The sequence below is a fragment of the Streptomyces sp. NPDC012935 genome (genome assembly GCF_042900345.1).
Classification (GTDB): Bacteria; Actinomycetota; Actinomycetes; order Streptomycetales; family Streptomycetaceae; genus Streptomyces.
Genome location: NZ_JBIBBC010000002.1, coordinates 234,450 through 254,260, shown reverse-complemented (window position 1 = coordinate 254,260; position 19,811 = coordinate 234,450). Strand labels below are relative to the sequence as shown.

Sequence of the window (19,811 nt, the reverse complement as noted above, 5' to 3'; positions counted from 1 at the left end):
GTGGACACGATTGCCAGCTTCTTCAGCTTCATCACGACACCTGTCTCCTGGGTCATCGTCCAGTTCCACTCGGTGTACGGCGCCATCTTCGGCCCTGACACCGGGTGGGCCTGGGGCCTGTCGATCGTGTCCCTGGTGATTCTGATCCGTATCTGCCTGATCCCGCTCTTTGTGAAGCAGATCAAGGCGACCCGGGCCATGCAGACGCTGCAGCCCGAGATGAAGAAGATCCAGGAGCGCTACAAGAACGACAAACAGCGCCAGTCCGAAGAGATGATGAAGCTCTACAAGGAGACGGGTACCAACCCGCTCTCCTCGTGTCTTCCCATCCTGGCGCAGTCGCCGTTCTTCTTCGCGCTGTACCACGTGCTCAACAGCATCGCGAACAACGACACCATCGGTGTCATCAACGAGAGCCTGCTGCAGAGCGCGCAGAAGGCGCACATCTTCGGTGCTCCGCTGGCTGCGAAGTTCACTGACAGCAGCTCGGATGTCGCCGCGCTCGATGCTTCGCTGACCACGGTCCGCATCGTCACCGCGGTCATGATCGTCCTGATGTCGGCGTCGCAGTTCTACACGCAGCGCCAGCTGATGACGAAGAACGTCGACACCACGGTGAAGACGCCGTTCATGCAGCAGCAGAAAATGCTGATGTACATCTTCCCGGTCATGTTCGCCGTCTTCGGCATCAACTTCCCGGTCGGTGTTCTCGTCTACTGGCTGACCACCAACGTGTGGACCATGGGCCAGCAGATGTACGTCATCCGCAACAACCCGACCCCGGGTTCCAAGGCGCAGGCCGCGTACCTGGAGCGTCTGACCAAGCACGTCACGGATCACGGCAAGACCCGTGGTCGCGGTGAGCGCGCCATCGTCAAGGCCATCGTCGCCAAGGGCCGCGACCGTAACGAGTACGAGCGCAAGTTCATCAACGGCCTCAGCAAGGCGGGTCTCGCGGCGCAGGCCGACGGCACCGTGCTGAAGGGCGAGGGCGCTGTCGCCACAGTGACCGAGGACGGTACGCCGGCCACCGGTGGGGCCCCCAAGCGGCAGCAGCCGAAGCGGCAGAGCAAGTCCCAGCGTCAGCACGGCGGTCCCAAGCAGGCCGGTGAGCCGACGACGTCGTTGGAGAAGTCCGACGAGCCCACGGACGAAAAGCCCGGGGCTGCCAAGAAGACCGCGCAGAAGTCCGGCAGCGGTGGCAGCCGCAGCAAGGCCCAGTCCGGGCAGCGCAAGGGCGGTCCGCAGCGCCCCAAGTCCCCGACCAAGAAGTAAGAAGGAGCCCATCCCGTGACGGAAGGCACCACCTCCGCTGCTGCCGAGGGTGCAGACACCCTGTCTCGCCTGGAGCAGGAGGGCGAGATCGCGGCGGACTACCTCGAGGGTCTGCTCGACATCGCCGATCTCGACGGCGACATCGACATGGATGTCGAGGCCGACCGCGCCGCTGTCTCGATCATCAGCGACTCGGGCGGCCGAGACCTGCAGAAGCTGGTGGGGCGTGATGGCGAGGTGCTGGAGGCACTGCAGGAGCTCACGCGCCTGGCCGTGCACCGGGAGACCGGGGACCGCAGCCGGCTGATGCTGGACATCGCGGGTTACCGGGCCAAGAAGCGCGCCGAGCTCTCCGAGCTGGGTGCGAAGGCCGCCGCGGAGGTCAGGAGCACGGGCGAGCCTGTGAAGCTGAAGCCGATGTCGCCGTTCGAGCGCAAGGTCGTGCACGACGCGGTCAAGTCCGCGGGCCTGCGCAGCGAGTCCGAGGGCGAAGAACCGCAGCGGTTCGTCGTTGTGCTTCCCGCCTGATCGGTCCTCGACGTTCCCCCCGGCCCCGTCTGTGCGCAGGCGGGGCCGATCTTTGTCAGCCTGAATAGTTCTGGTGGTTCTGGTGCGGGCGCTTTCTGCGTCGGCGCGAACGGAAGGACGGTCCCCCGTGACGGAGGCAGCGGAGCTTCCCCCTGTGCCCGAGCAGGCACGTGAGGTGTTCGGCGATCGCTACGCTGATGCGGTCCGCTACGCCGAACTGCTCGCCGAGGCGGGTGTTCAGCGCGGCCTGATCGGCCCACGAGAGGTGCCTCGCCTGTGGGAGCGGCATCTCCTGAACTGCGCGGTGCTCTCCGAGGTCGTCCCCGAGGGGGTGATGGTGTGCGACGTCGGCTCGGGCGCGGGCCTGCCCGGCATCCCTCTGGCGCTGGTCCGGGAGGACCTGAAGATCACGCTGCTGGAACCTCTGCTGCGGCGGACGAACTTCCTGACGGAGGTCGTGGAGCTGCTGGGGCTGGACCATGTGACGGTCGTCCGTGGCCGCGCCGAGGAGGTCATGGGGAAGCTGCCGGCGGTGCATGTGGTGACCGCGCGTGCGGTGGCACCGCTGGACCGGCTGGCTACCTGGGGCATTCCGCTGCTTCGGCCATACGGCGAGATGCTCGCCCTCAAGGGCGACACCGCCGAGGAGGAGCTCAAGAGCGCTGCGACCGCCCTGAGCAAGCTCGGAGCCGTGGAGACGTCGATCCTGCATGTCGGTGAGGGTGTCGTGGATCCCATGTCGACGGTCGTCCGGGTCGAGGTCGGGGAGAGCCCGGGAGGTGTGCGCTTCGCTGCCAAGCGCGCGAAGGCAGCCAGGACAGGACGCGCTCGCCGACGCCGCTGATCCGTCCTGACGACGAGACGTACTCCACACAAGCTGGCAAACCTACCCATGCCGGAGTGTCGCGACAGTTCGGCCTCGGCAGCTGTGCATCGTGTTTCACGTGAAACGTCGCTCACTGCTTCACGGCATCATCAGCCGCAGCCGCGCTGCCGAACCTCGAGACAGAAAGCCCCTCGGCTCTCTCGGAGAAGGTGATTCCGACGACACTCCGTCCCCCCTGAGGGGCACGGAGTTGTCCACAGAGGTGGATTTCTCCACAGAACACCAGGCCTCACTGGTTCACGACCCCGAAGACATGGGAGGCTCTGTTCATTGCGAGCCTGAAGTCGAGGAGAGTGAATCCTTGCGGTCCGACGCCAACATCGCGGGACCGATGACCGATCCGGTCCCCGGTCCCCGTACCGAGTCGATGGGGGACGATGTTTCACGTGAAACACCGCCCCCGATGGACGACACTCCCATCGGTCGTGCTGCCCAACTGGCGGTGGAGGCTCTAGGCCGCGCCGGCGAGGGCCTGCCACGGCCCGAGCAGACCCGCGTCATGGTGGTCGCCAACCAGAAGGGGGGCGTGGGCAAGACGACGACGACCGTCAATCTTGCTGCGTCGCTGGCTCTGCATGGCGGCCGTGTGCTGGTCATCGACCTCGACCCGCAGGGCAATGCGTCCACGGCGCTGGGGATCGACCATCACGCCGAAGTTCCCTCGATCTATGACGTGTTGGTGGAGAGCAAGCCGCTGTCGGAGGTCGTCCAGCCGGTCCCTGATGTCGAGGGGCTCTTCTGTGCCCCGGCCACCATCGATCTCGCCGGTGCGGAGATCGAGCTGGTGTCCCTGGTGGCACGCGAAAGCCGACTGCAGCGGGCAATCCAGGCCTACGAGCAGCCGCTGGACTACATCCTCATCGACTGCCCTCCCTCGCTCGGCCTGTTGACGGTCAACGCGCTGGTGGCCGGGCAGGAGGTCCTGATCCCGATCCAGTGCGAGTACTACGCGCTGGAGGGCCTCGGTCAGCTGTTGCGCAACGTCGACCTGGTGCGGGGGCACCTCAACCCCGCTCTGCACGTCTCGACGATCCTGCTCACCATGTACGACGGCCGGACGCGGCTCGCGTCCCAGGTCGCTGACGAGGTGCGCAGCCACTTCGGCGACGAGGTGCTGCGGACGAGCATTCCCCGCTCGGTCCGTATCTCCGAGGCGCCGAGCTACGGGCAGACCGTGCTGACCTACGATCCAGGATCGAGCGGTGCCCTGTCCTATCTTGAGGCGGCACGAGAAATCGCGCTGAAGGGCGTCGGCGTCAGTTACGACCCGACGAACGCCCACTTCGGCGCCCAGAACAACCCGAGCATGGTGGAGGGGATCCAGTGAGCGAGCGACGGAGGGGGTTGGGTCGTGGTCTCGGCGCACTGATCCCTGCTGCACCGACGGAGAAGACGGTGCCCCCGGCTGCGATGGGGGGCGCTACGTCCACGTCCCCCGCCGCTGTCCCGGTGCTGAGTGACCGCGGCGTGGCTGCGGCCAAGGTGGCCACGCTGCCGCCTGTTTCACATGAAACCGAGGAGCCTTCGCTCAACGGTGTCGTGGAGACGCCCGTATCTCCCATGGGCGCCCACTTCGCGGAGATCCCCCTCGACGAGATCACGCCGAACCCGCGGCAGCCACGTGAGGTCTTCGACGAGGACGCTCTGCAAGAGCTAGTCACCTCCATCCAAGAGGTGGGTCTCCTCCAGCCGATCGTCGTACGGCAGGTCGGCCCCGCGCGGTACGAGCTCATCATGGGTGAGCGTCGCTGGCGGGCCTGCCGTGAGGCCGGCCTCGAGGCGATCCCGGCGATCGTGCGGGCGACGGATGACGAGAAGCTCCTCCTGGACGCCCTCCTGGAGAACCTGCACCGTGCTCAGCTGAACCCGATCGAAGAGGCGGCCGCCTACGATCAGCTGCTGAAGGACTTCAACTGCACCCACGACCAGCTGGCGGACCGCATCGGCCGGTCTCGCCCCCAGGTCTCGAACACCCTGCGTCTGCTGAAGCTCTCGCCCAAGGTCCAGAACCGGGTGGCCGCCGGTGTGCTCTCCGCCGGGCATGCGCGGGCGCTTCTCTCCGTGGATGACCCGGAGGAGCAGGAGCGGCTGGCCTACCGGGTGGTCGCCGAAGGACTCTCGGTCCGGTCTGTCGAAGAGATCGTGACGCTGATGGGCTCCCGCCCGCAGAAGGCCCAGCGCTCCAGGGGGCCGAGGGCCGGCTCCGTGCCCTCCCCGGCGCTGTCCGACCTCGCGACCCGGCTCTCGGACCGCTTCGAGACACGGGTGAAGGTCGAATTGGGCCAGAAGAAGGGCAAGATCACCGTCGAGTTCGCCTCCCCGGAGGACCTCGAGCGGATCCTCAGCACGTTTGCTCCGGGCGAGAAGCTCGCCCTCCAGAAGAGCCTTCTGGAGAGTGACGCTGAGGAGGACGAGGCCTGAGGGCCGGCAGGCCGGGCTTCCTTCCCAGTCTGTCCATGCGGGCCGTGTCCGGTGTGTACCGGAACACGGCCCGCACTTTGCTTTCTGGCGGTATCGATGGAATCGCATCGTGGATACGATGCGTTCGGGTATGGCGCATCCACCTGGCAGACCTCTAAGGGGAGGGCGGGGTCCATGCGAATGGTGAGCCGCACCGGACTGGTGAGCGCGGGTCTTGGGCTGGGCGCGGTCGGCGGATTCGTCGGCAGCCTGCTCAGGGAACGGAGCGCCCTGACAGCCGCTCGCGATGCCGCGGGCGAAGGAAGCGAGGAACAGCCTTCATGGGGCGCCGGCTCGTACCGCTCACGCTGGACAACCTTCCGGACCTTCCCAAGCGCTGCCGCGCGTGTGTCTTCTGGGAGTTGGACCCGGTCAGTGGTGAAGCCGCAGTAAAAGCCGGCACCCCTGCGCTCGAGAAGGAAGCCTGGATCTCCGCTGTCCTGCTGGATTGGGGTTCCTGCGGTCGGGTCGTCTATGTCGACGACGTACCGGTGGGCTTCGTGCTCTATGCGCCTCCGGCTTACGTACCGCGCTCGACGGCGTTCCCCACGAGTCCCGTGTCGCCGGATGCCGTGCAGTTGATGACGGCGTTCATCATGCCCGGGTATCAGGGACAGGGACTGGGCCGGGTGATGGTCCAGACGGTCGCCAAGGATCTGCTGCGGCGGGGCTTCAAAGCCATCGAGGCTTTCGGTGACGCGCGTTGGAAGGAGCCGGCGTGTGTGCTGCCCGCAGATCATCTCTTGGCTGTGGGCTTCAAGACCGTGCGCCCTCACCCCACCTCTCCGCGGCTGCGGCTGGAACTGCGCACGACGTTGTCCTGGAAGGAAGACGTGGAGATGGCGATCGACCGGCTGCTGGGGGCCGTACAGAAGGAGCCCGTGCTGCGGCCTCTCTGAGAGGTGCTCTGGACTCTGGGCCCCTCTCATGCGAATGGGCCAACCCGAGAGGGTTGGCCCATTCGTGTTTCACGTGAAACATCACTCGGCGATGAAGTCCTCGAGGTCGCGGAGGATCGCGGCCTTCGGCTTCGCGCCGACGATGGTCTTGGCGACCTCGCCGTTGTGGTAGACGTTCAGCGTCGGGATGGACATGACGCCGTACTTGGCGGCCGTACCCGGGTTCTCGTCGATGTTGAGCTTGACGATCTCGATCTTGTCGCCGTGCTCGGCGGCGATCGCCTCGAGGGAGGGCGCGATCTGGCGGCACGGGCCGCACCAGGCGGCCCAGAAGTCCACCAGGACGGGCTTGTCGCTCTTGAGGACGTCCTGCTCGAAGGAGTCGTCGGTCACGTTCTTCAGGGTGCCGGCCACGGCGGGCTCCTTAACTGTGGTGCGTGGGGTGGGTGGAGGTCAGACAGCGGTCTTCTCGGGCTCGGCCTGCTCCTCGTCCGAGAGGGCCGCGAGGAAGCGCTCGGCGTCCAGAGCGGCGGAGCAGCCGGTACCGGCTGCGGTGATCGCCTGGCGGTAGGTGTGGTCGACCACGTCGCCGGCGCCGAAGACACCGGTCAGGTTGGTCCGGGTGGAGGGGGCTTCGACCTTGAGGTAGCCCTCCTGGTCCAGCTCCAGCTGGCCCTTGAACAGCTCGGTGCGGGGGTCATGGCCGATTGCGATGAACAGGCCGGTGACCGCCAGGTCCGAGAGCTCGCCGGTCTTGAGGTTGCGCAGCTTCAGGCCGGAGAGCTTCTGCTCGCCCTGGACCTCGGCCACCTCGCTGTCCCAGATGAACTTGATCTTCGGGTCGGCGAAGGCACGGTCCTGCATCGCCTTCGAGGCGCGCAGGGTGTCGCGACGGTGGACGATCGTCACGGACTTGGCGAAGCGCGAGAGGAAGGTGGCCTCCTCCATCGCGGTGTCACCGCCGCCGATCACGGCGATGTCCTGGTCCCTGAAGAAGAAGCCGTCGCACGTCGCGCACCAGGAGACGCCGCGGCCGGAGAGGGCGTCCTCGTTCGGCAGACCGAGCTTGCGGTGCTGCGAGCCGGTGGCGACGATGACGGCCTTGGCCCGGTGGACGGTGCCCGCGGTGTCGGTGACGGTCTTGATCTCACCGCTCAGGTCGACGTTGACGATGTCGTCCGGGATGAGTTCGGCTCCGAAGCGCTCTGCCTGGCCGCGCATGTTGTCCATGAGCTCGGGGCCCATGATGCCGTCCTGGAAGCCCGGGAAGTTCTCGACCTCGGTCGTGTTCATGAGCGCACCGCCTGCGGTGACGGCTCCCTCGAACACGAGCGGCTTCAGCGACGCGCGCGCGGTGTAGAGCGCCGCCGTGTAACCGGCGGGCCCGGAGCCGATGATGATCACGTTACGGACATCGCTCACGGCTTGATTCCTCGTCTCTGGACTGCGTCGAAGGGCCGGGGGGAGCCCCTTTCAGGACTCTCACCCCACCCAACGGATCCTAAGGGGCGCGCATTCCCGCTGTGTCCGGGCACACGGTGACGCCACAGCGTAGGGGTTGACGGGCCGGACGGGGAGAAGCGGCCGGGGTCTCAGGAACGCGGGTAGGAGTCCTTGAGGAGAACCTTGGCCGTGGTCGACGACGGCTGCTTCACACAGGTCGCGTCCACGACATAGACGGTGACCCGGCTGACGTCAGAAGCGTCCGGCATGACGACGAGGAGAGCGTCCTTGCCCTGGTAGACGCCTTGCTCAGCGGCGAGCGCCGCGTCGTCGCGGTTGATGCCCTTCCTGACGCAGTCGGGCACAGTGATCTCGCGCAGGATCTTGGGGCTCTCGTCGTCGGGGGTGCCCTCTATGCCCATGCTGCGGTCCGGACCACGCGATGTACCCGGAGAGCTCTCGGTCGCGGCGAGAAGATCCGTGACCTGCTCCTCCAGCTTCGCTGCGGAGAAGGTGTCGGCGGTGGTCTGCCCGCCATCGGCCGATGGGCCGGCCCCTCCGCCGCCCATCAGTGAGGTCAGCAGCACGGAGCCGAGTCCGAGGGCGGCAGCTGTGAAGGCGGCGCCGAGGACCGCCACCCTGCGGCGCCCGAGCTTCTTGCGGTCCTTGCGGCCGGGACCGGTGGTCGAGGAGCGGGCATGCCCTGCCGGGCGGTCGGTCGCTGCCGATGTTTCACGTGAAACATGCGCGCTGTCGTCCGCACCGGAGATAGGAGTGTGGGTCTCTCCCGCGAGCGTCGGTACATCGACGCTGTCGGGCGCCGTCGCATTGAGCAGAGCCTCTGCGGCGAGGGCGGCATCGATGCGTCCGGCGACGTCGGCGGGCATGCGCGCCGGTCCGGGCAGGGTGCCGAGCAGCTCCCGGATCTCCTCGAGCGAAGCCTGGACGTCGGCGCACACTTCGCACTGGTCCAGATGACTCCGTACCTCGGTGGTCCTGGCCGGAGGGAGTAGGCCTTCGGTGAGGTCGGAGAGCTCGGTGACGTCCGGGTGCCCGGCCGTGTCCGTCGTGGATGTCACGCTCGCCCACCTCCGCCCTTCACTGCTGCTGAATCACTCGGTCCGGTGTCGCGCGGATCCTTGGGTTGCGCCGTGTCATGAGGACCCGCTGCCGGTGGGACGGATGCCCCCTGCGTCCGGTTCCGCCTCTCGCCGGAGACCTTGCCGTCACGGGCGCTTTCCGGGCGGAGATGCGTGACGAGAGGCAGGAGTCTGGCTCTGCCCCGCGCGCATCTGCTCTTGACGGTGCCGGTCGGCACATCGAGGACCCGGGCGGCCTCCGCGACCGGGTATCCCTGCATGTCCACCAGGACGAGTGCCGCCCGCTGGTCGGGCGGCAGCGTGCCGAGGGCCTCCAGCAGCTGGCGATGCAGATCGTTGCGCTCGGCCGGAGCGGATGCCTCCTCGTGAGGCTCCAGCAACTGCTCCAGCCGTTCGGTGTCGTCGACGGGGGAGGTCTTCCGCGAGGCCGCTTTGCGGGCCCGGTCCAAGCAGGCGTTCACCGTGATCCGGTGCAGCCACGTCGTGACGGCCGACTGGCCTCTGAACGTGTGGGCGGCCCGGTAGGCGGACACGAGGGCGTCCTGGACGGCGTCAGCGGCCTCCTCGCGGTCTCCGAGCGTCCGCAGCGCCACCGCCCAGAGCCGATCACGATGACGCCGCACGAGCTCACCGAAGGCATCGGGGTCGCCCTTCACATGGAGGGCCAGGAGATCCTGGTCGCTCACCTCGCGGTGTGCGGTGCCCTCTGCCATCGGACCCCCTCCCCTTGGACGTGGTGAGCTCTAGCCGGTGAACTTCAGGTCGGTGACCGCCTGCTTGTACCCGGAACCGCTGTACTGGTCCCCGTCCGCATGAGGCATGGCGGTGAGCCACACCAGAACGTACTGGGTCTTCACCGGCTTGGTGACCTTCACCGTCGCACTGGTGCCGCTCGTCGTGACGGTGCCGATCTTTTCCATTGAGTCCAGCGACGAGGGCGTCAGGGAGTCCGACGCGTAGAGCGAGACGGTCGTGTGGTCGCCGGGATACAGAAGCCCTATCGAAGCGGCCGACACCGACTGCGACGATCCGAGGTCGTAGACGATGCCGACACCGGGCTTGAACGCGGGGTTCATCTCCGGGCCGTCGACGAAGCTCTTGGTGCGCCAGTACGACGAGCTGTCGCCGTCGTATGTTTTCGCCACGTCCTCCGGCGCCTGAGCGCCGCCCTTCGCGACGAACTCCTGGGCGTTCTGGATCTTGATCGGCCGGACCGGCTTGCTGTTGTCGCCGTTCTTGTCGTTGTCGTCCGTCGTCTGTGTCTGGCTGCCGTCCTCGGGCTTGCTGCCCTGGTCCATGAGCGCATCAGCGAGCTGCCAGCTGCCGAGGCCCAGGGCCGCGATCAGGAGGGCCGAGACGGCCCACTTCAGGGCCTTTCCGGTGCGGCTCTGCAGCGGGGGCGGCGGGGTCGGTACCGGCTGGGTGGCGCCCGGATGCGACGCCTGTCGGCGGCCGTACGTGCCCTGCTGGTATGTCGTGTGCTGATAGTCCGGCGGGGCCGTGAACGCGGGCTCCGGCGGGCGGATGCGGGGCATCTCGCCGATCGCCTTCACCAGTTCCTCCGGCGTCGTGCACGCGGACTCGTGGCGGGACGCGGTCGCACCGTCGTTGGCCAGCGCGCGCATGGCGAGCTCGGACAGGCCGCGGTGGACGCCGGCGCGCACCTGGTCGGGGGCGATCAGCCCGATGTCCTTGGGCAGCCCGGACAGGCCGTAGGCGTCGCTCTCGTACGGCCAGCGCTGGGTGAGCGCGGCGTACAGCAGGGCGCCGATGGCTTCGGTGTCGGCGCGCTGCGGGGTGTCGGAGCTGATGCCGCGCAGGGCGGCGTTCACGGCGAGGCCGCGGATGCGCCACTGGCCGGTCGATGCACGCAGCACGGCGTTCGGGTTGAGGCGCAGATGCGCCAGACCCTCGCGGTGAGCGGCCGCCATGGCGGCGGACACCTGGGTGACCATCTGGTAGATGTCGTACGCCTCGAGCGGACCGGAGGCGAGCAGGGTGGTCAGTTCGGTGGCGTCGGGGAGCCATTCGTGAACGACGTAGACGAGGTCGTTCTCCTCGACGGCGTCGAGGACCTGGACGAACCGGGGGTCGCCGAGCAGCGCGGAGGAGCGGGCGGCGGCCAGTACGGAACGGGCCCGGGTGTGATCCGCGGGCAGGATGTGGACGCCGACGGCGCGACGGAGTTTCTCGTCGACCGCACGCCAGCTGCTGAAGCCGTCCAGACGGGTGACGCACTCCTCGAGGCGGTAGCGTCTGGCGAGTTTGTGACCGCTGTGCAGTTCGGGCGGTGAGGCCTTTCCGGGACCCTCGGTCCCGCCACTCCCCTGTGCCTCGTCGATGTCCGTGTCCCGCTCCCGATTCTTGGCCACCCCGTCGGCCGTGGACTGGTCCGCCTGAGCGGTCAGCGGCTCATCGCCGCTGTTGTCTGCCACGTCGACGGCAGCCGTGCTCCGTTCCGCCACCGTCGTTCCTGCCTCCCCATTCGTTGCGCGCCGTCCGACTCAGTGCGCGCCGTCCGACGCCGAAACCAATTGTGCCCACAGTCCGCCGCTATGCACGACACACGGTGGCGGACGATGGTTGTGCGCGTACCCAAGGTTCAGCGACCCAGGCGCCCGCGAACCATGCCGACCAGTGAGTTCAGCTCCTCGATGCGCATCCTGCGGGCGGCGACGAAGAAGATCCCGAGGAGGACGGCTCCGCCGGCCAGCAGGGCTGCGAAGGAGCCGATGACGCCCTGGCCGAGGGTCTGGGCGATCCCATAGCAGGCCGCACCGCTCAGCAGGGCCGCGGGCACCGAGGCGATGCAGAGTCTGGCGTACGTCCGCATCACGCGGGTGCCGTCGAGGTCGCCGCCCAGCTTCTTGCGCAGTCGGCTCCAGGCGATGCCGACGCCGATCGCGTAGGCCAGGCCGTAGGAGGCGGCCATGCCGACGACGGCCCAGCGGGCCGGGATGACGAAGTAGCAGGCGGCCGAGGCGATGGCGTTGACCGCCGCGACGATCACCGTGTTGTAGAAGGGGGTCCGGGTGTCCTCGTAGGCGTAGAAGGCGCGCAGGACCACGTACTGCACGGAGTACGGGATGAGGCCGAGGCCGAAGGCCATCAGCATGAAGCCCATGTTGGTGGCCTCGCTGGTGCCCGAGGAGCCGAACATCAGCGTGCACATCGGGATGCCCAGGGCCAGGAAGCCGAAGGCGATGGGGACGATGGCGACGGCCGTCGTCCGCAGGCCCTGGGAGATGTCGTCCCGGACGGCCCCGCTGTCGCCCTCGGCGGCGGAGCGCGAGAGCCGTGGCAGCAGGGCGGCCATCAGCGAGACCGTGATGATGGCCTGCGGCAGGCCCCAGATCAGCTGTGCGTTGGCGTAGGCGGCGAAGCCGGTGCCGTCGACATCGGCGTCGACGCCGGCGGCGGTGGACAGCTGGGTGACCACCAGCGCGCCGGCCTGGTTGGCCAGGACGAACAGGATCGTCCACTTCGCGAGCATCGCCGCCTTGCCGAGACCGTGGCCCTTCCAGTCGAACCGCAGCCGCAGTCGGAAGCCCGTCTCGCGCAGGTACGGGATCATCGCCAGGGCCTGGACGACCAGGCCGAGCAGGACGCCGATGCCGAGGAGCCGCTGGCCCTCCGGCGGAATGTTCGTGACGGTCATGCCGGAGCGCTCGGCGGTGCCGTACACCCAGAGGAACATTCCCAGCGTCACGATGATGACGATGTTGTTCAGGACCGGCGTCCACATCATCGCGCCGAACTTGCCGCGCGCGTTGAGGATCTGTCCCATCACCACGTGAACGCCCATGAAGAAGATCGAGGGCAGGAAGTAGCGGGTGAAGGTGACGGCCACTTCGTTGGCGGCGGGATCGTTGGCGACCGGGGTGGACAGCGCCCTGACCAGGAGCGGCGCGCCGAACATCGCAAGGGCGGTGAGTGCGGCGAGTGCCACCATCACCAGGGTCAGCAGCCGGTTCGCGTAGGACTCGCCGCCGTCCTCGTCGTCCTTCATCGCCCGCACGAGCTGCGGCACGAAGACGGAGTTGAGGCCGCCGCCGACGGTCAGGATGTAGATCATCGTCGGCAACTGGTAGGCGACCTGGAACGAGTCGCCGAGCAGGCCGAGCCCCAGTGCCGAAACGATCATCATGGACCGGACGAACCCGGTGAGCCGGGACACCATCGTGCCCGCCGCCATCACGGCGCTCGACTTCAGCAGGCCGCCGGCCCGCCCGCCCTTCTTGGCGGTCGGCGCAGGGGCCGGAGCGGGCGTCGCCGTCGGTGCGGCGGCCTCGGCCGCGGCAGGTGCCACAGGGCCCGGGTAGGGGCCCCCGGCAGGCGCCGGGGAAGGTCCCGGGACCGTCGGCGGCTGGTACTGCGGGTGGCCGCCCTGCTGCTGGTCCCGGAAGAGGTGCGCGAAGGCGTCGTGCTCCGGGTGGTTCTCGGTGGAGTGCGTGACGAGGTCGTCGACGCCGACGTACTGGGTCGTACGGGGGTCGTCGCCGTACGGCAGGTACTGCGTCGGGCCCTCCGGCTCGGGCGCCGGGGTCTGCGCCCACACCTGGGGGTCGGGAGCGTACGGCGACTGGGGAGGCTGGGCGTACAGCTGCTGCTGCGGCGGGTACGTGCCCGGCGGGGGCGGCGGATGCGCGGCACGGTCGTACAGCGCCTCTGCGACCGGGTCCTGGGACGAGAGGTCCTGGGCCCGGTAGGGGTCCTGGTCGTAGGCGTCCTGGAGGTACATGTCCGCGGGGTGCTGCGGCGGTACCTGGCCGTCCTCGGGCGGCGGGCCCTCGGGGTGCCCCGAGGGGCCCGCGGCCTGGCCGCGGTCACCGTCGTACGGCGCGTTCATGGTTACCCCACCTCATCGTCCCGGGCCCACCGGCCACGACATCGCTCAACGGTCCACTCTCTCACCCGTGCCGGACGGGTCGGCGCTTTCCGCTGCGGTGTCCGGTGCCGGGTCACTCGGCTGCTCCGGGCCCTCTTCCCGGGCGTCCGCGCGGGACTCCTCCTTGAGAAGGTCCTCTGCCGTGAGACGGTCCTCGGGGCCTTCCGGGTTCTCCGGATCGCCCTCCGCCTCGCTCGTCTCCTCCGGACCGTCCGCCTCGGCCGCCCGCGCCGCCGCGCGCTTGCGCTGCGTGTACATACGGAACCCGGCGAGGACGAGCAGGAGGAAACCGCCGCCGATGACCAGCATCACGGTGGCAGTGAACTCGGTGACCTTCACGTCGAAGGTGACCGGTGCGCCGTACTTCTGGCCGTCCTCGGTGTACAGCTGGGCTACGACCGTGGCCTGGCCGTTGGCTTGAGCCGACGTGGTGAACTTCACCGTCTGGCTGTGCCCGCCGGACACCGCCACGCGCTGTTCGTCGAAGCGCTCCCCACCGATCTCGAGCCGCCTCGGGCTACCAGAGGAGAGCCGCAGCACCAGGTGCTCGACGCCCTGCACCAGGTTGTTCTGCACCGTCACCGGAATCGTGGCGCTGCGTCCGGACAGCTTGGTCTCGGACTTGTCGATCAGCGTGACCTGGCCGGCCAGGGAGTCGACGTACGCTTCCACGCCGTTGCGATAGTCAGCTGCCTCTGCGGGGCGGCCACGCCACGACGTGGACATCTCCCGGTTCATGGCCCGCCCGAAGGGGGTCACCACCCGGTCCTGGTTGGTGAGGATCACCTTGAACTTGTCGAGCTTGCCCTGCGTGGTCGCGATCTGCTTGAAGGCGGATCGCGGCAGCTCCTGCTCCTGATTGCGCAGCGAGGAGGGGTACTTGGACGCCGGAGGCACCTGCGTGGTGGCGGCGGGGTCGGGCTTGGCCGTGGCGGCGGCGGTGAGGTCCTGTGACTGGGACCACGTGCCGTCCTGGAGTGCCGTCACTGCCTCGGCCATCGCGCGGGCCTGGCTCGCGGTAGGCATCCGCTGCGGGGCGACGACGATGCTGCGCTGATTGTCCGTCTGGAGGTTGAGGGCCAGGCTCTGCGCCAGGAACCTCTGCACGGCGAGTGTCGAGCTCGAGGCCCTTGTCAGGTTGCCCTGGAACAGCGTCGACATCCGAGCGTCCGTGACGACCGCTGTCGTACCGCCGCCGACGGGGCGGGGCGCGGAGGGCGTGTAGGGCAGCCCGGCCGTCTCGGCGAGGCTGTCGCTGCGGGCGATCACCTTGTCCGCGCCGGCGGAGGTGGCGACCTTGACGATGGACGGGTCCACGGCGCCGTCCACGGGCCATGCGAAGTCGGTGGTCGGCTCCACGTGCAGGATCGAGTCGACCGTGTCGGCGGCGACGTCGGAGGCTTCCTTGAGGTGGCTGAGCGAGCCGGTGACATTCGTGCCGTTGTGAGCCAGGGAAGCCAGGTCGGGGTCGCCGAAGGGCAGCGCGACGACCTCCTTGTCCTGCACGGCCTCCTGCAGCTCGGCCAGCCACTGCTTGGCGAGCGCCTGGTGGGTGCCCGCCGTCGTCGCATCACCCTCGCCCTGGACGCGGTAGCGCTCCGTCATCGCGTCCACGGAGGCCAGCAGGTCGGGGTCGATCACCCAGGTGACGTCGAGGTCCTTGCCTAGCGATACGAGCTGCTCGAGGCGGCCGCCGGGAGCGATCTCCTTGGCGAGTTCGTCGTCATGGAAGACCGGCGTCTGCGACTCGTCCGACCCCGTCTGCGCCGTCATGTGTGCGGTGGAGATGAGGGGCCACATCACCGCTGTACGGGTCTTCGGGTCGGCCTCGTCGGGCTGCCACGGCAGGAACGTCCGCTGGATGCCGAGCACCTGGTCCCACGGACGCGCGGACGTCTCACCGGACAGGGAGACGGCGAACTCATAGACCCCGTCCTCCCCGAGATCCAGCTTGTCGACCGGTACGGAGATGCTGAAGCGCTGGGACACCCCGGGGGTGAGCTTGGAGAACTCCTTGACGTACTTCCCGCCCACCGGGGCTCCGTCGACGCCCTGCTGGTATTCGCTGCGCGCGGCGACCCTGTCGATGGCCGAGCGGGTGTTGAGGGTGCCCCCGAGACGCAGGTCCACCTGCGCGTCGGTGACGGCCTGCTTGCCCGTGTTGGTCACCGTGCCGGACACGGTCAGCGTGTCACCGTCACTGGGGGCGGAGGGAGTGAGCGAGTCCACAGCGACAGCCACCGTGCCCGAGCCGGAAGCGGCCTTCACGGAGTCCTGCCCCGCAGCCTGCGCGGGCGCGGCGGTGGGCAGCTGAAGCAGCCCGGCCAGCAGAGGCGCCCCGGCAAGCAGTGCTCCGGTGCGCCGCATCCACCGGCGGGCAGGTGAGGGACTCATCCCCTGGAAGTCTGCCGCCTCGGCCACGCGCTCGTCCGTCCCTCGTCGTCGTCAGTGGTCGTCGGAATGTGCGTCCACGCATGGTAACGATGCGCGCTGAGGGGAAGTGCCGCGGTCTCCTCCACAAGATCGGTTCACAGTGGCGGCCTGTCCCGTATGTGCCCGTATTGAGAGGAGCGTTTCGTAGGTCGCAAGGGCAGATCTTGTGCGCGTATCGCGGGAGCTGTCTGCGGGCCCCGGGATGCACCTTTAATGGGGGCGCCCACCGTCGGCCGGGCCACGTACCCTCTTCTGTTGTGCCGAACGCCAACGAAGAAAAGCCCAGCGCCCTGAACCAGGCGCAGCACCGCGCGGTAAGTGAACTGTTGCGGGTTGCCCCTGTTGCCGACGACCTTGCCCGCCGTTTCCAGGAGGCCGGGTTCTCACTCGCCCTGGTCGGCGGATCGGTCCGGGACGCGCTGCTCGGTCGGCTCGGCAACGATCTCGACTTCACGACTGATGCCCGTCCCGAGGACGTGTTGACGATCGTGCGGCCGTGGGCGGACGCCGTGTGGGAGGTCGGGATCGCCTTCGGCACGGTCGGGGCACAGAAGGACGGTTACCAGATCGAGGTGACCACCTACCGGTCCGAGGCGTACGACCGGACCTCCCGTAAGCCGGAGGTGTCGTACGGCGACTCGATCGAGGAGGACCTCGTCCGGCGTGACTTCACCGTGAACGCCATGGCCGTCGCGCTTCCGGAGAAAGAGTTCGTCGATCCGCACGGCGGTCTGGAGGACCTCGCGGAGCGGGTACTGCGCACGCCGGGCACTCCCGAGGCGTCCTTCTCGGACGATCCGCTGCGCATGATGCGGGCGGCGCGTTTCGCGGCGCAGCTCGACTTCGAGGTCGCTCCCGAGGTTGTCACGGCGATGCAGGAGATGTCCGGGCGGATCGAGATCGTCTCGGCGGAGCGGGTGCGGGACGAGCTGAACAAGCTGATCCTGTCCGCCCACCCGCGCAAGGGGCTGAGGCTCCTGGTGGACACCGGGCTTTCCGACCATGTGCTGCCCGAGCTGCCGGCTCTGCGGCTGGAGAGTGACGAGCACCACCGTCACAAGGACGTCTACGAGCACTCGCTGATCGTCCTGGAGCAGGCTATGGCGCTGGAGGAGAACGGCCCTGACCTGACCCTCCGCCTCGCCGCGCTGCTCCACGACATCGGCAAGCCTCGCACACGTCGCTTCGAGAAGGACGGCCGGGTCTCGTTCCACCACCACGAGGTGGTCGGCGCGAAGATGACGAAGAAGCGCATGATGGCGTTGAAGTACTCCAACGAGCTCGTGAAGGACGTCTCACGTCTGGTCGAACTCCACCTGCGCTTCCACGGCTACGGCACCGGAGAGTGGACGGACTCCGCTGTCCGCCGCTATGTCCGTGACGCCGGGCCGCTCCTGGACCGCCTCCACAAGCTGACCCGCTCGGACTGCACCACGCGGAACAAGCGCAGGGCGGCTGCACTGTCCCGCGCATACGACGGCCTGGAGGGGCGGATCGCGCAACTCCAGGAGCAGGAAGAACTGGACGCCATCCGCCCCGACCTCGACGGCAACCAGATCATGGAGATCCTTGGCGTCGGTCCCGGTCCGGTGATCGGCCGCGCGTACCAGCACATGCTGGAACTGCGGCTGGAGAACGGCCCGATGGAGCAAGACGCGGCGGTGGCGGCGCTGAAGGAGTGGTGGGCCGAGCAGGGCTGAGTCCTGGGAGGCAGGGGTGTGTTTCACGTGAAACACACCCACCGGGATACGTCGCGGGGCGATGTTTCACGTGAAACATCGCCCTCACGTGAGGGTGAGTCCTTTGGGTAGCGGCCAGATCTGGCCAACGTCCCATGTGCGCGGCGGGTGTGTCGTGAAGCATCACCTTTGCCCAGGCGCTAGCGCCCTCGTCTCGCACATGTAACGGCGCCGCATCGGAGGTGATGCGGCGCCGTTCGATGCCCCCTGCAGCGTTTCGCGTGGAACGACGCTCCTCGGAGTATGGTCGCGGCTTACTTGGGCGAGAGGTCCTCAAGGCACAGGGTGAAGGAGTCTCCGTCGCCGCTCTGTGTGTACTCGGAGTACTTCGTGCGGTCGCAGCCGGACGAGGTGCCGTCCTTCTTCTCGGCGACCTTGTACGCGGCCTTGGATTCGCCGCAGTCGACCACTTCGAGATCCGGGTCGGTGATGCTGTCGGGGTTGGCGATGCTCATGCAGTCGCCGACCTTTGCCGTGTTGGCGTCGTCCCGGCTGGCTATGAAGCCGCCGACGACCACGCCGACGACAACCACGGCCACGACGACGTTCTTGACCTTCTTAAAGGTCCACTTGCGTTCGGGCTGCGGCGGAACCGGCGCATACGGCGCCGCCCCCTGCGGAGGGAACCCCGGCTGCCCAGGCTGCTGCGGGTATCCGCCCTGGGGCGGATACGGGGCCTGGCCCTGAGGCGGGCCGACGGGCTGCTGGCCCTGGGCGTACGGGTTCTGGCCCTGGGCGAACGGGTTGCCTGTGGGCGGCGGAGTTGTCACTTGGGTCCCCCTGGAACATGGGTGCGTGGCGCGAACAATGCGCGATATAAGACGCACGTAAGTTACCGGCCACCACTGACAGTCCCGTAGCCGCAGAGGACTCTGTGTCATTGATGTGACACAGAGCGGTGTTCAAAGCGGGCCATAGCCACCGCAACTGCCGCGTAGACAACGGCGACTGCGACCACGAGAGGTGCTGAGCGGCCGTCCGGCGGCAGTACAAGGGCGGCCACTCCGGCCGCGCCGACGAACGCGACGTTGAACAGCACGTCGTAGACGGAGAAGATCCGGCCACGGAAGCCGTCCTCGACCGAGGCCTGCACGATCGTGTCCGTCGCGATCTTCGCCCCCTGCGTCGTCAGGCCGAGGACGAAAGCCGCGACCAGCATGGGAGTTGTGGCGAAGGGCAGGCCGAGCGTGGGCACCAGGAGTGCGGCGACCGCCGCGCACACGGCGATCCAGCGGCCGGGACCCAAGCGCCCCGCCGCCCAGGGGGTTGCGGCCGCCGCCGCGAAGAAGCCGGCGCCGGAGATCCCCAACGCCAGCCCCAGCAGGGCGAGTCCGTCATCCGCGTTCGACGAGAAGGCGTACCTGCACAGCATCAGCACCATGACCAGCAGGGCGCCATAGCAGAAGCGCATCAGGGTCATCGTGAGCAGAGCCCAGACGGCCTCCCGGCGCGGTGGCGTGGCTAGATGGCTGACACCTGCGGCCAGGTCGCGCGCGGTGCCGGCCAGGGCCGTCGTTATGCGTGGCTGCACCAACTCGCGATCCGGGCCGAGCAGTTCCCGCGACATGCGCAGTGCCGCCAGCCCGGCGCACAGGTACAGGGCGGCACCCAGAAGCACCACGGCCGCATCGGAGTCCCAGACCACCAGCCGTACGACGAATGCCAGGCCGGCACCCGCGGTCGCGGCCAGAGTTCCGGCGGTCGGGGAAAGGGAGTTGGCGATCACGAGGCGTTCCTCGTCGACCACGCGTGGCAGTGCGGCGGACAGGCCGGACAGGACGAAGCGGTTGACGGCGGTGACGCACAGGGCGGAGACGTAGAAGAGCCAGTCCGGGACGTCGGTGACGATCAGTACGGCCGTCGCCGAGGCCAGCACGGTGCGCAGCAGGCTGCCGTACACAAGGACCTGGCGGCGGCGCCAGCGGTCCAGGAGGACGCCGGAGAAGGGGCCCACCAGGGAGTAGGGCAGGAGCAGGACGGCCATCGCGGAGGCGATCGCTGTGGCCGACGTCTGTTTCTCCGGGGAGAAGACGACGTACGTGGCGAGCGCGGTCTGGAAGACGCCGTCGGCGCCCTGCGAGAGCAGGCGTACGACGAGCAGGCGGCGGAAGTTCCCGAAGCGCAGCAGGACCCGCAGGTCGCGTACGACGGACATGGGGC

The 19,811-nt window shown here is 68.2% G+C and carries 16 protein-coding genes; 7 read left to right on the top strand and 9 right to left on the bottom strand.

Going from position 1 to position 19,811, the window contains the following annotated elements:
- From yidC to ACFY5C_RS06455, 6 genes are all read left to right on the top strand, one after another.
- Nucleotides 1-1,275 carry a membrane protein insertase YidC gene (gene yidC, locus ACFY5C_RS06480; protein WP_389441188.1) on the top strand — a complete coding sequence of 425 codons (1,275 nt, stop codon included), beginning with the start codon at nt 1-3 and terminating at the stop codon, nt 1,273-1,275.
- Nucleotides 1,276-1,290: 15 nt separating this feature from the next.
- On the top strand, nt 1,291-1,803 hold the full coding sequence (locus tag ACFY5C_RS06475) for a protein jag (RefSeq protein WP_389441185.1): 513 nt from the start codon (nt 1,291-1,293) through the stop codon (nt 1,801-1,803).
- A gap of 127 nt (nt 1,804-1,930) precedes the next feature.
- Nucleotides 1,931-2,647, top strand: a complete 717-nt coding sequence (gene rsmG / locus ACFY5C_RS06470) for a 16S rRNA (guanine(527)-N(7))-methyltransferase RsmG (protein ID WP_389441183.1) — start codon at nt 1,931-1,933, stop codon at nt 2,645-2,647.
- A gap of 295 nt (nt 2,648-2,942) precedes the next feature.
- Nucleotides 2,943-4,016, top strand: coding sequence for a ParA family protein (locus tag ACFY5C_RS06465; RefSeq protein ID WP_369276251.1), 1,074 nt, complete (start codon nt 2,943-2,945; stop codon nt 4,014-4,016).
- Nucleotides 4,013-5,110, top strand: a complete 1,098-nt coding sequence (locus tag ACFY5C_RS06460; protein WP_389441181.1) for a ParB/RepB/Spo0J family partition protein — start codon at nt 4,013-4,015, stop codon at nt 5,108-5,110. The genes ACFY5C_RS06465 and ACFY5C_RS06460 overlap by 4 nt, the downstream gene beginning before the upstream one ends.
- Before the next feature lie 320 nt (nt 5,111-5,430).
- A complete protein-coding gene (locus ACFY5C_RS06455) occupies nt 5,431-6,048 on the top strand; it encodes a GNAT family N-acetyltransferase (RefSeq protein WP_389441178.1) in 618 nt (205 codons plus the stop codon).
- 81 nt (nt 6,049-6,129) lie between these two features.
- On the opposite strand, the gene trxA is transcribed toward ACFY5C_RS06455, so the two are convergent.
- The 7 genes from trxA to ACFY5C_RS06420 all read right to left on the bottom strand — a co-directional run bounded on the left by trxA (nt 6,130) and on the right by ACFY5C_RS06420 (nt 15,900).
- The gene (gene trxA, locus ACFY5C_RS06450; RefSeq protein WP_031484651.1) at nt 6,130-6,462 is read right to left on the bottom strand and encodes a thioredoxin; all 333 of its coding nucleotides are present in this window, start codon (nt 6,460-6,462) and stop codon (nt 6,130-6,132) included.
- Between the two features lie 39 nt (nt 6,463-6,501).
- On the bottom strand, nt 6,502-7,470 hold the full coding sequence (trxB, locus tag ACFY5C_RS06445; RefSeq protein ID WP_389441175.1) for a thioredoxin-disulfide reductase: 969 nt from the start codon (nt 7,468-7,470) through the stop codon (nt 6,502-6,504).
- Nucleotides 7,471-7,640: 170 nt separating this feature from the next.
- On the bottom strand, nt 7,641-8,570 hold the full coding sequence (locus ACFY5C_RS06440; RefSeq protein WP_389441172.1) for an anti-sigma factor family protein: 930 nt from the start codon (nt 8,568-8,570) through the stop codon (nt 7,641-7,643).
- On the bottom strand, nt 8,567-9,304 hold the full coding sequence (gene sigM, locus ACFY5C_RS06435; RefSeq protein ID WP_389441169.1) for an RNA polymerase sigma factor SigM: 738 nt from the start codon (nt 9,302-9,304) through the stop codon (nt 8,567-8,569). Before sigM ends, ACFY5C_RS06440 begins: the two co-directional genes overlap by 4 nt.
- Nucleotides 9,305-9,334: 30 nt before the next feature.
- Nucleotides 9,335-11,056, bottom strand: coding sequence for a protein kinase family protein (locus ACFY5C_RS06430; protein ID WP_389441166.1), 1,722 nt, complete (start codon nt 11,054-11,056; stop codon nt 9,335-9,337).
- Nucleotides 11,057-11,193: 137 nt separating this feature from the next.
- Complete coding sequence (murJ, locus tag ACFY5C_RS06425; protein ID WP_389441163.1) at nt 11,194-13,440, bottom strand: murein biosynthesis integral membrane protein MurJ; 2,247 nt, start codon at nt 13,438-13,440, stop codon at nt 11,194-11,196.
- A 45-nt stretch (nt 13,441-13,485) separates the two neighbouring features.
- Nucleotides 13,486-15,900 carry a DUF6049 family protein gene (locus tag ACFY5C_RS06420; RefSeq protein WP_389441161.1) on the bottom strand — a complete coding sequence of 805 codons (2,415 nt, stop codon included), beginning with the start codon at nt 15,898-15,900 and terminating at the stop codon, nt 13,486-13,488.
- Nucleotides 15,901-16,169: 269 nt separating this feature from the next.
- Here ACFY5C_RS06420 and ACFY5C_RS06415 point away from each other — a divergent pair, with 269 nt between their 5' ends.
- A complete protein-coding gene (locus ACFY5C_RS06415) occupies nt 16,170-17,612 on the top strand; it encodes a CCA tRNA nucleotidyltransferase (protein WP_389441158.1) in 1,443 nt (480 codons plus the stop codon).
- 293 nt (nt 17,613-17,905) lie between these two features.
- Here the strand turns inward: ACFY5C_RS06415 and ACFY5C_RS06410 are convergent, their stop codons facing one another.
- Both ACFY5C_RS06410 and ACFY5C_RS06405 read right to left on the bottom strand, forming a co-directional pair.
- The gene (locus ACFY5C_RS06410; protein WP_389441155.1) at nt 17,906-18,421 is read right to left on the bottom strand and encodes a hypothetical protein; all 516 of its coding nucleotides are present in this window, start codon (nt 18,419-18,421) and stop codon (nt 17,906-17,908) included.
- Nucleotides 18,422-18,528: 107 nt separating this feature from the next.
- A complete protein-coding gene (locus ACFY5C_RS06405; RefSeq protein WP_389441153.1) occupies nt 18,529-19,806 on the bottom strand; it encodes an MFS transporter in 1,278 nt (425 codons plus the stop codon).
- Nucleotides 19,807-19,811: the final 5 nt, after the last annotated feature.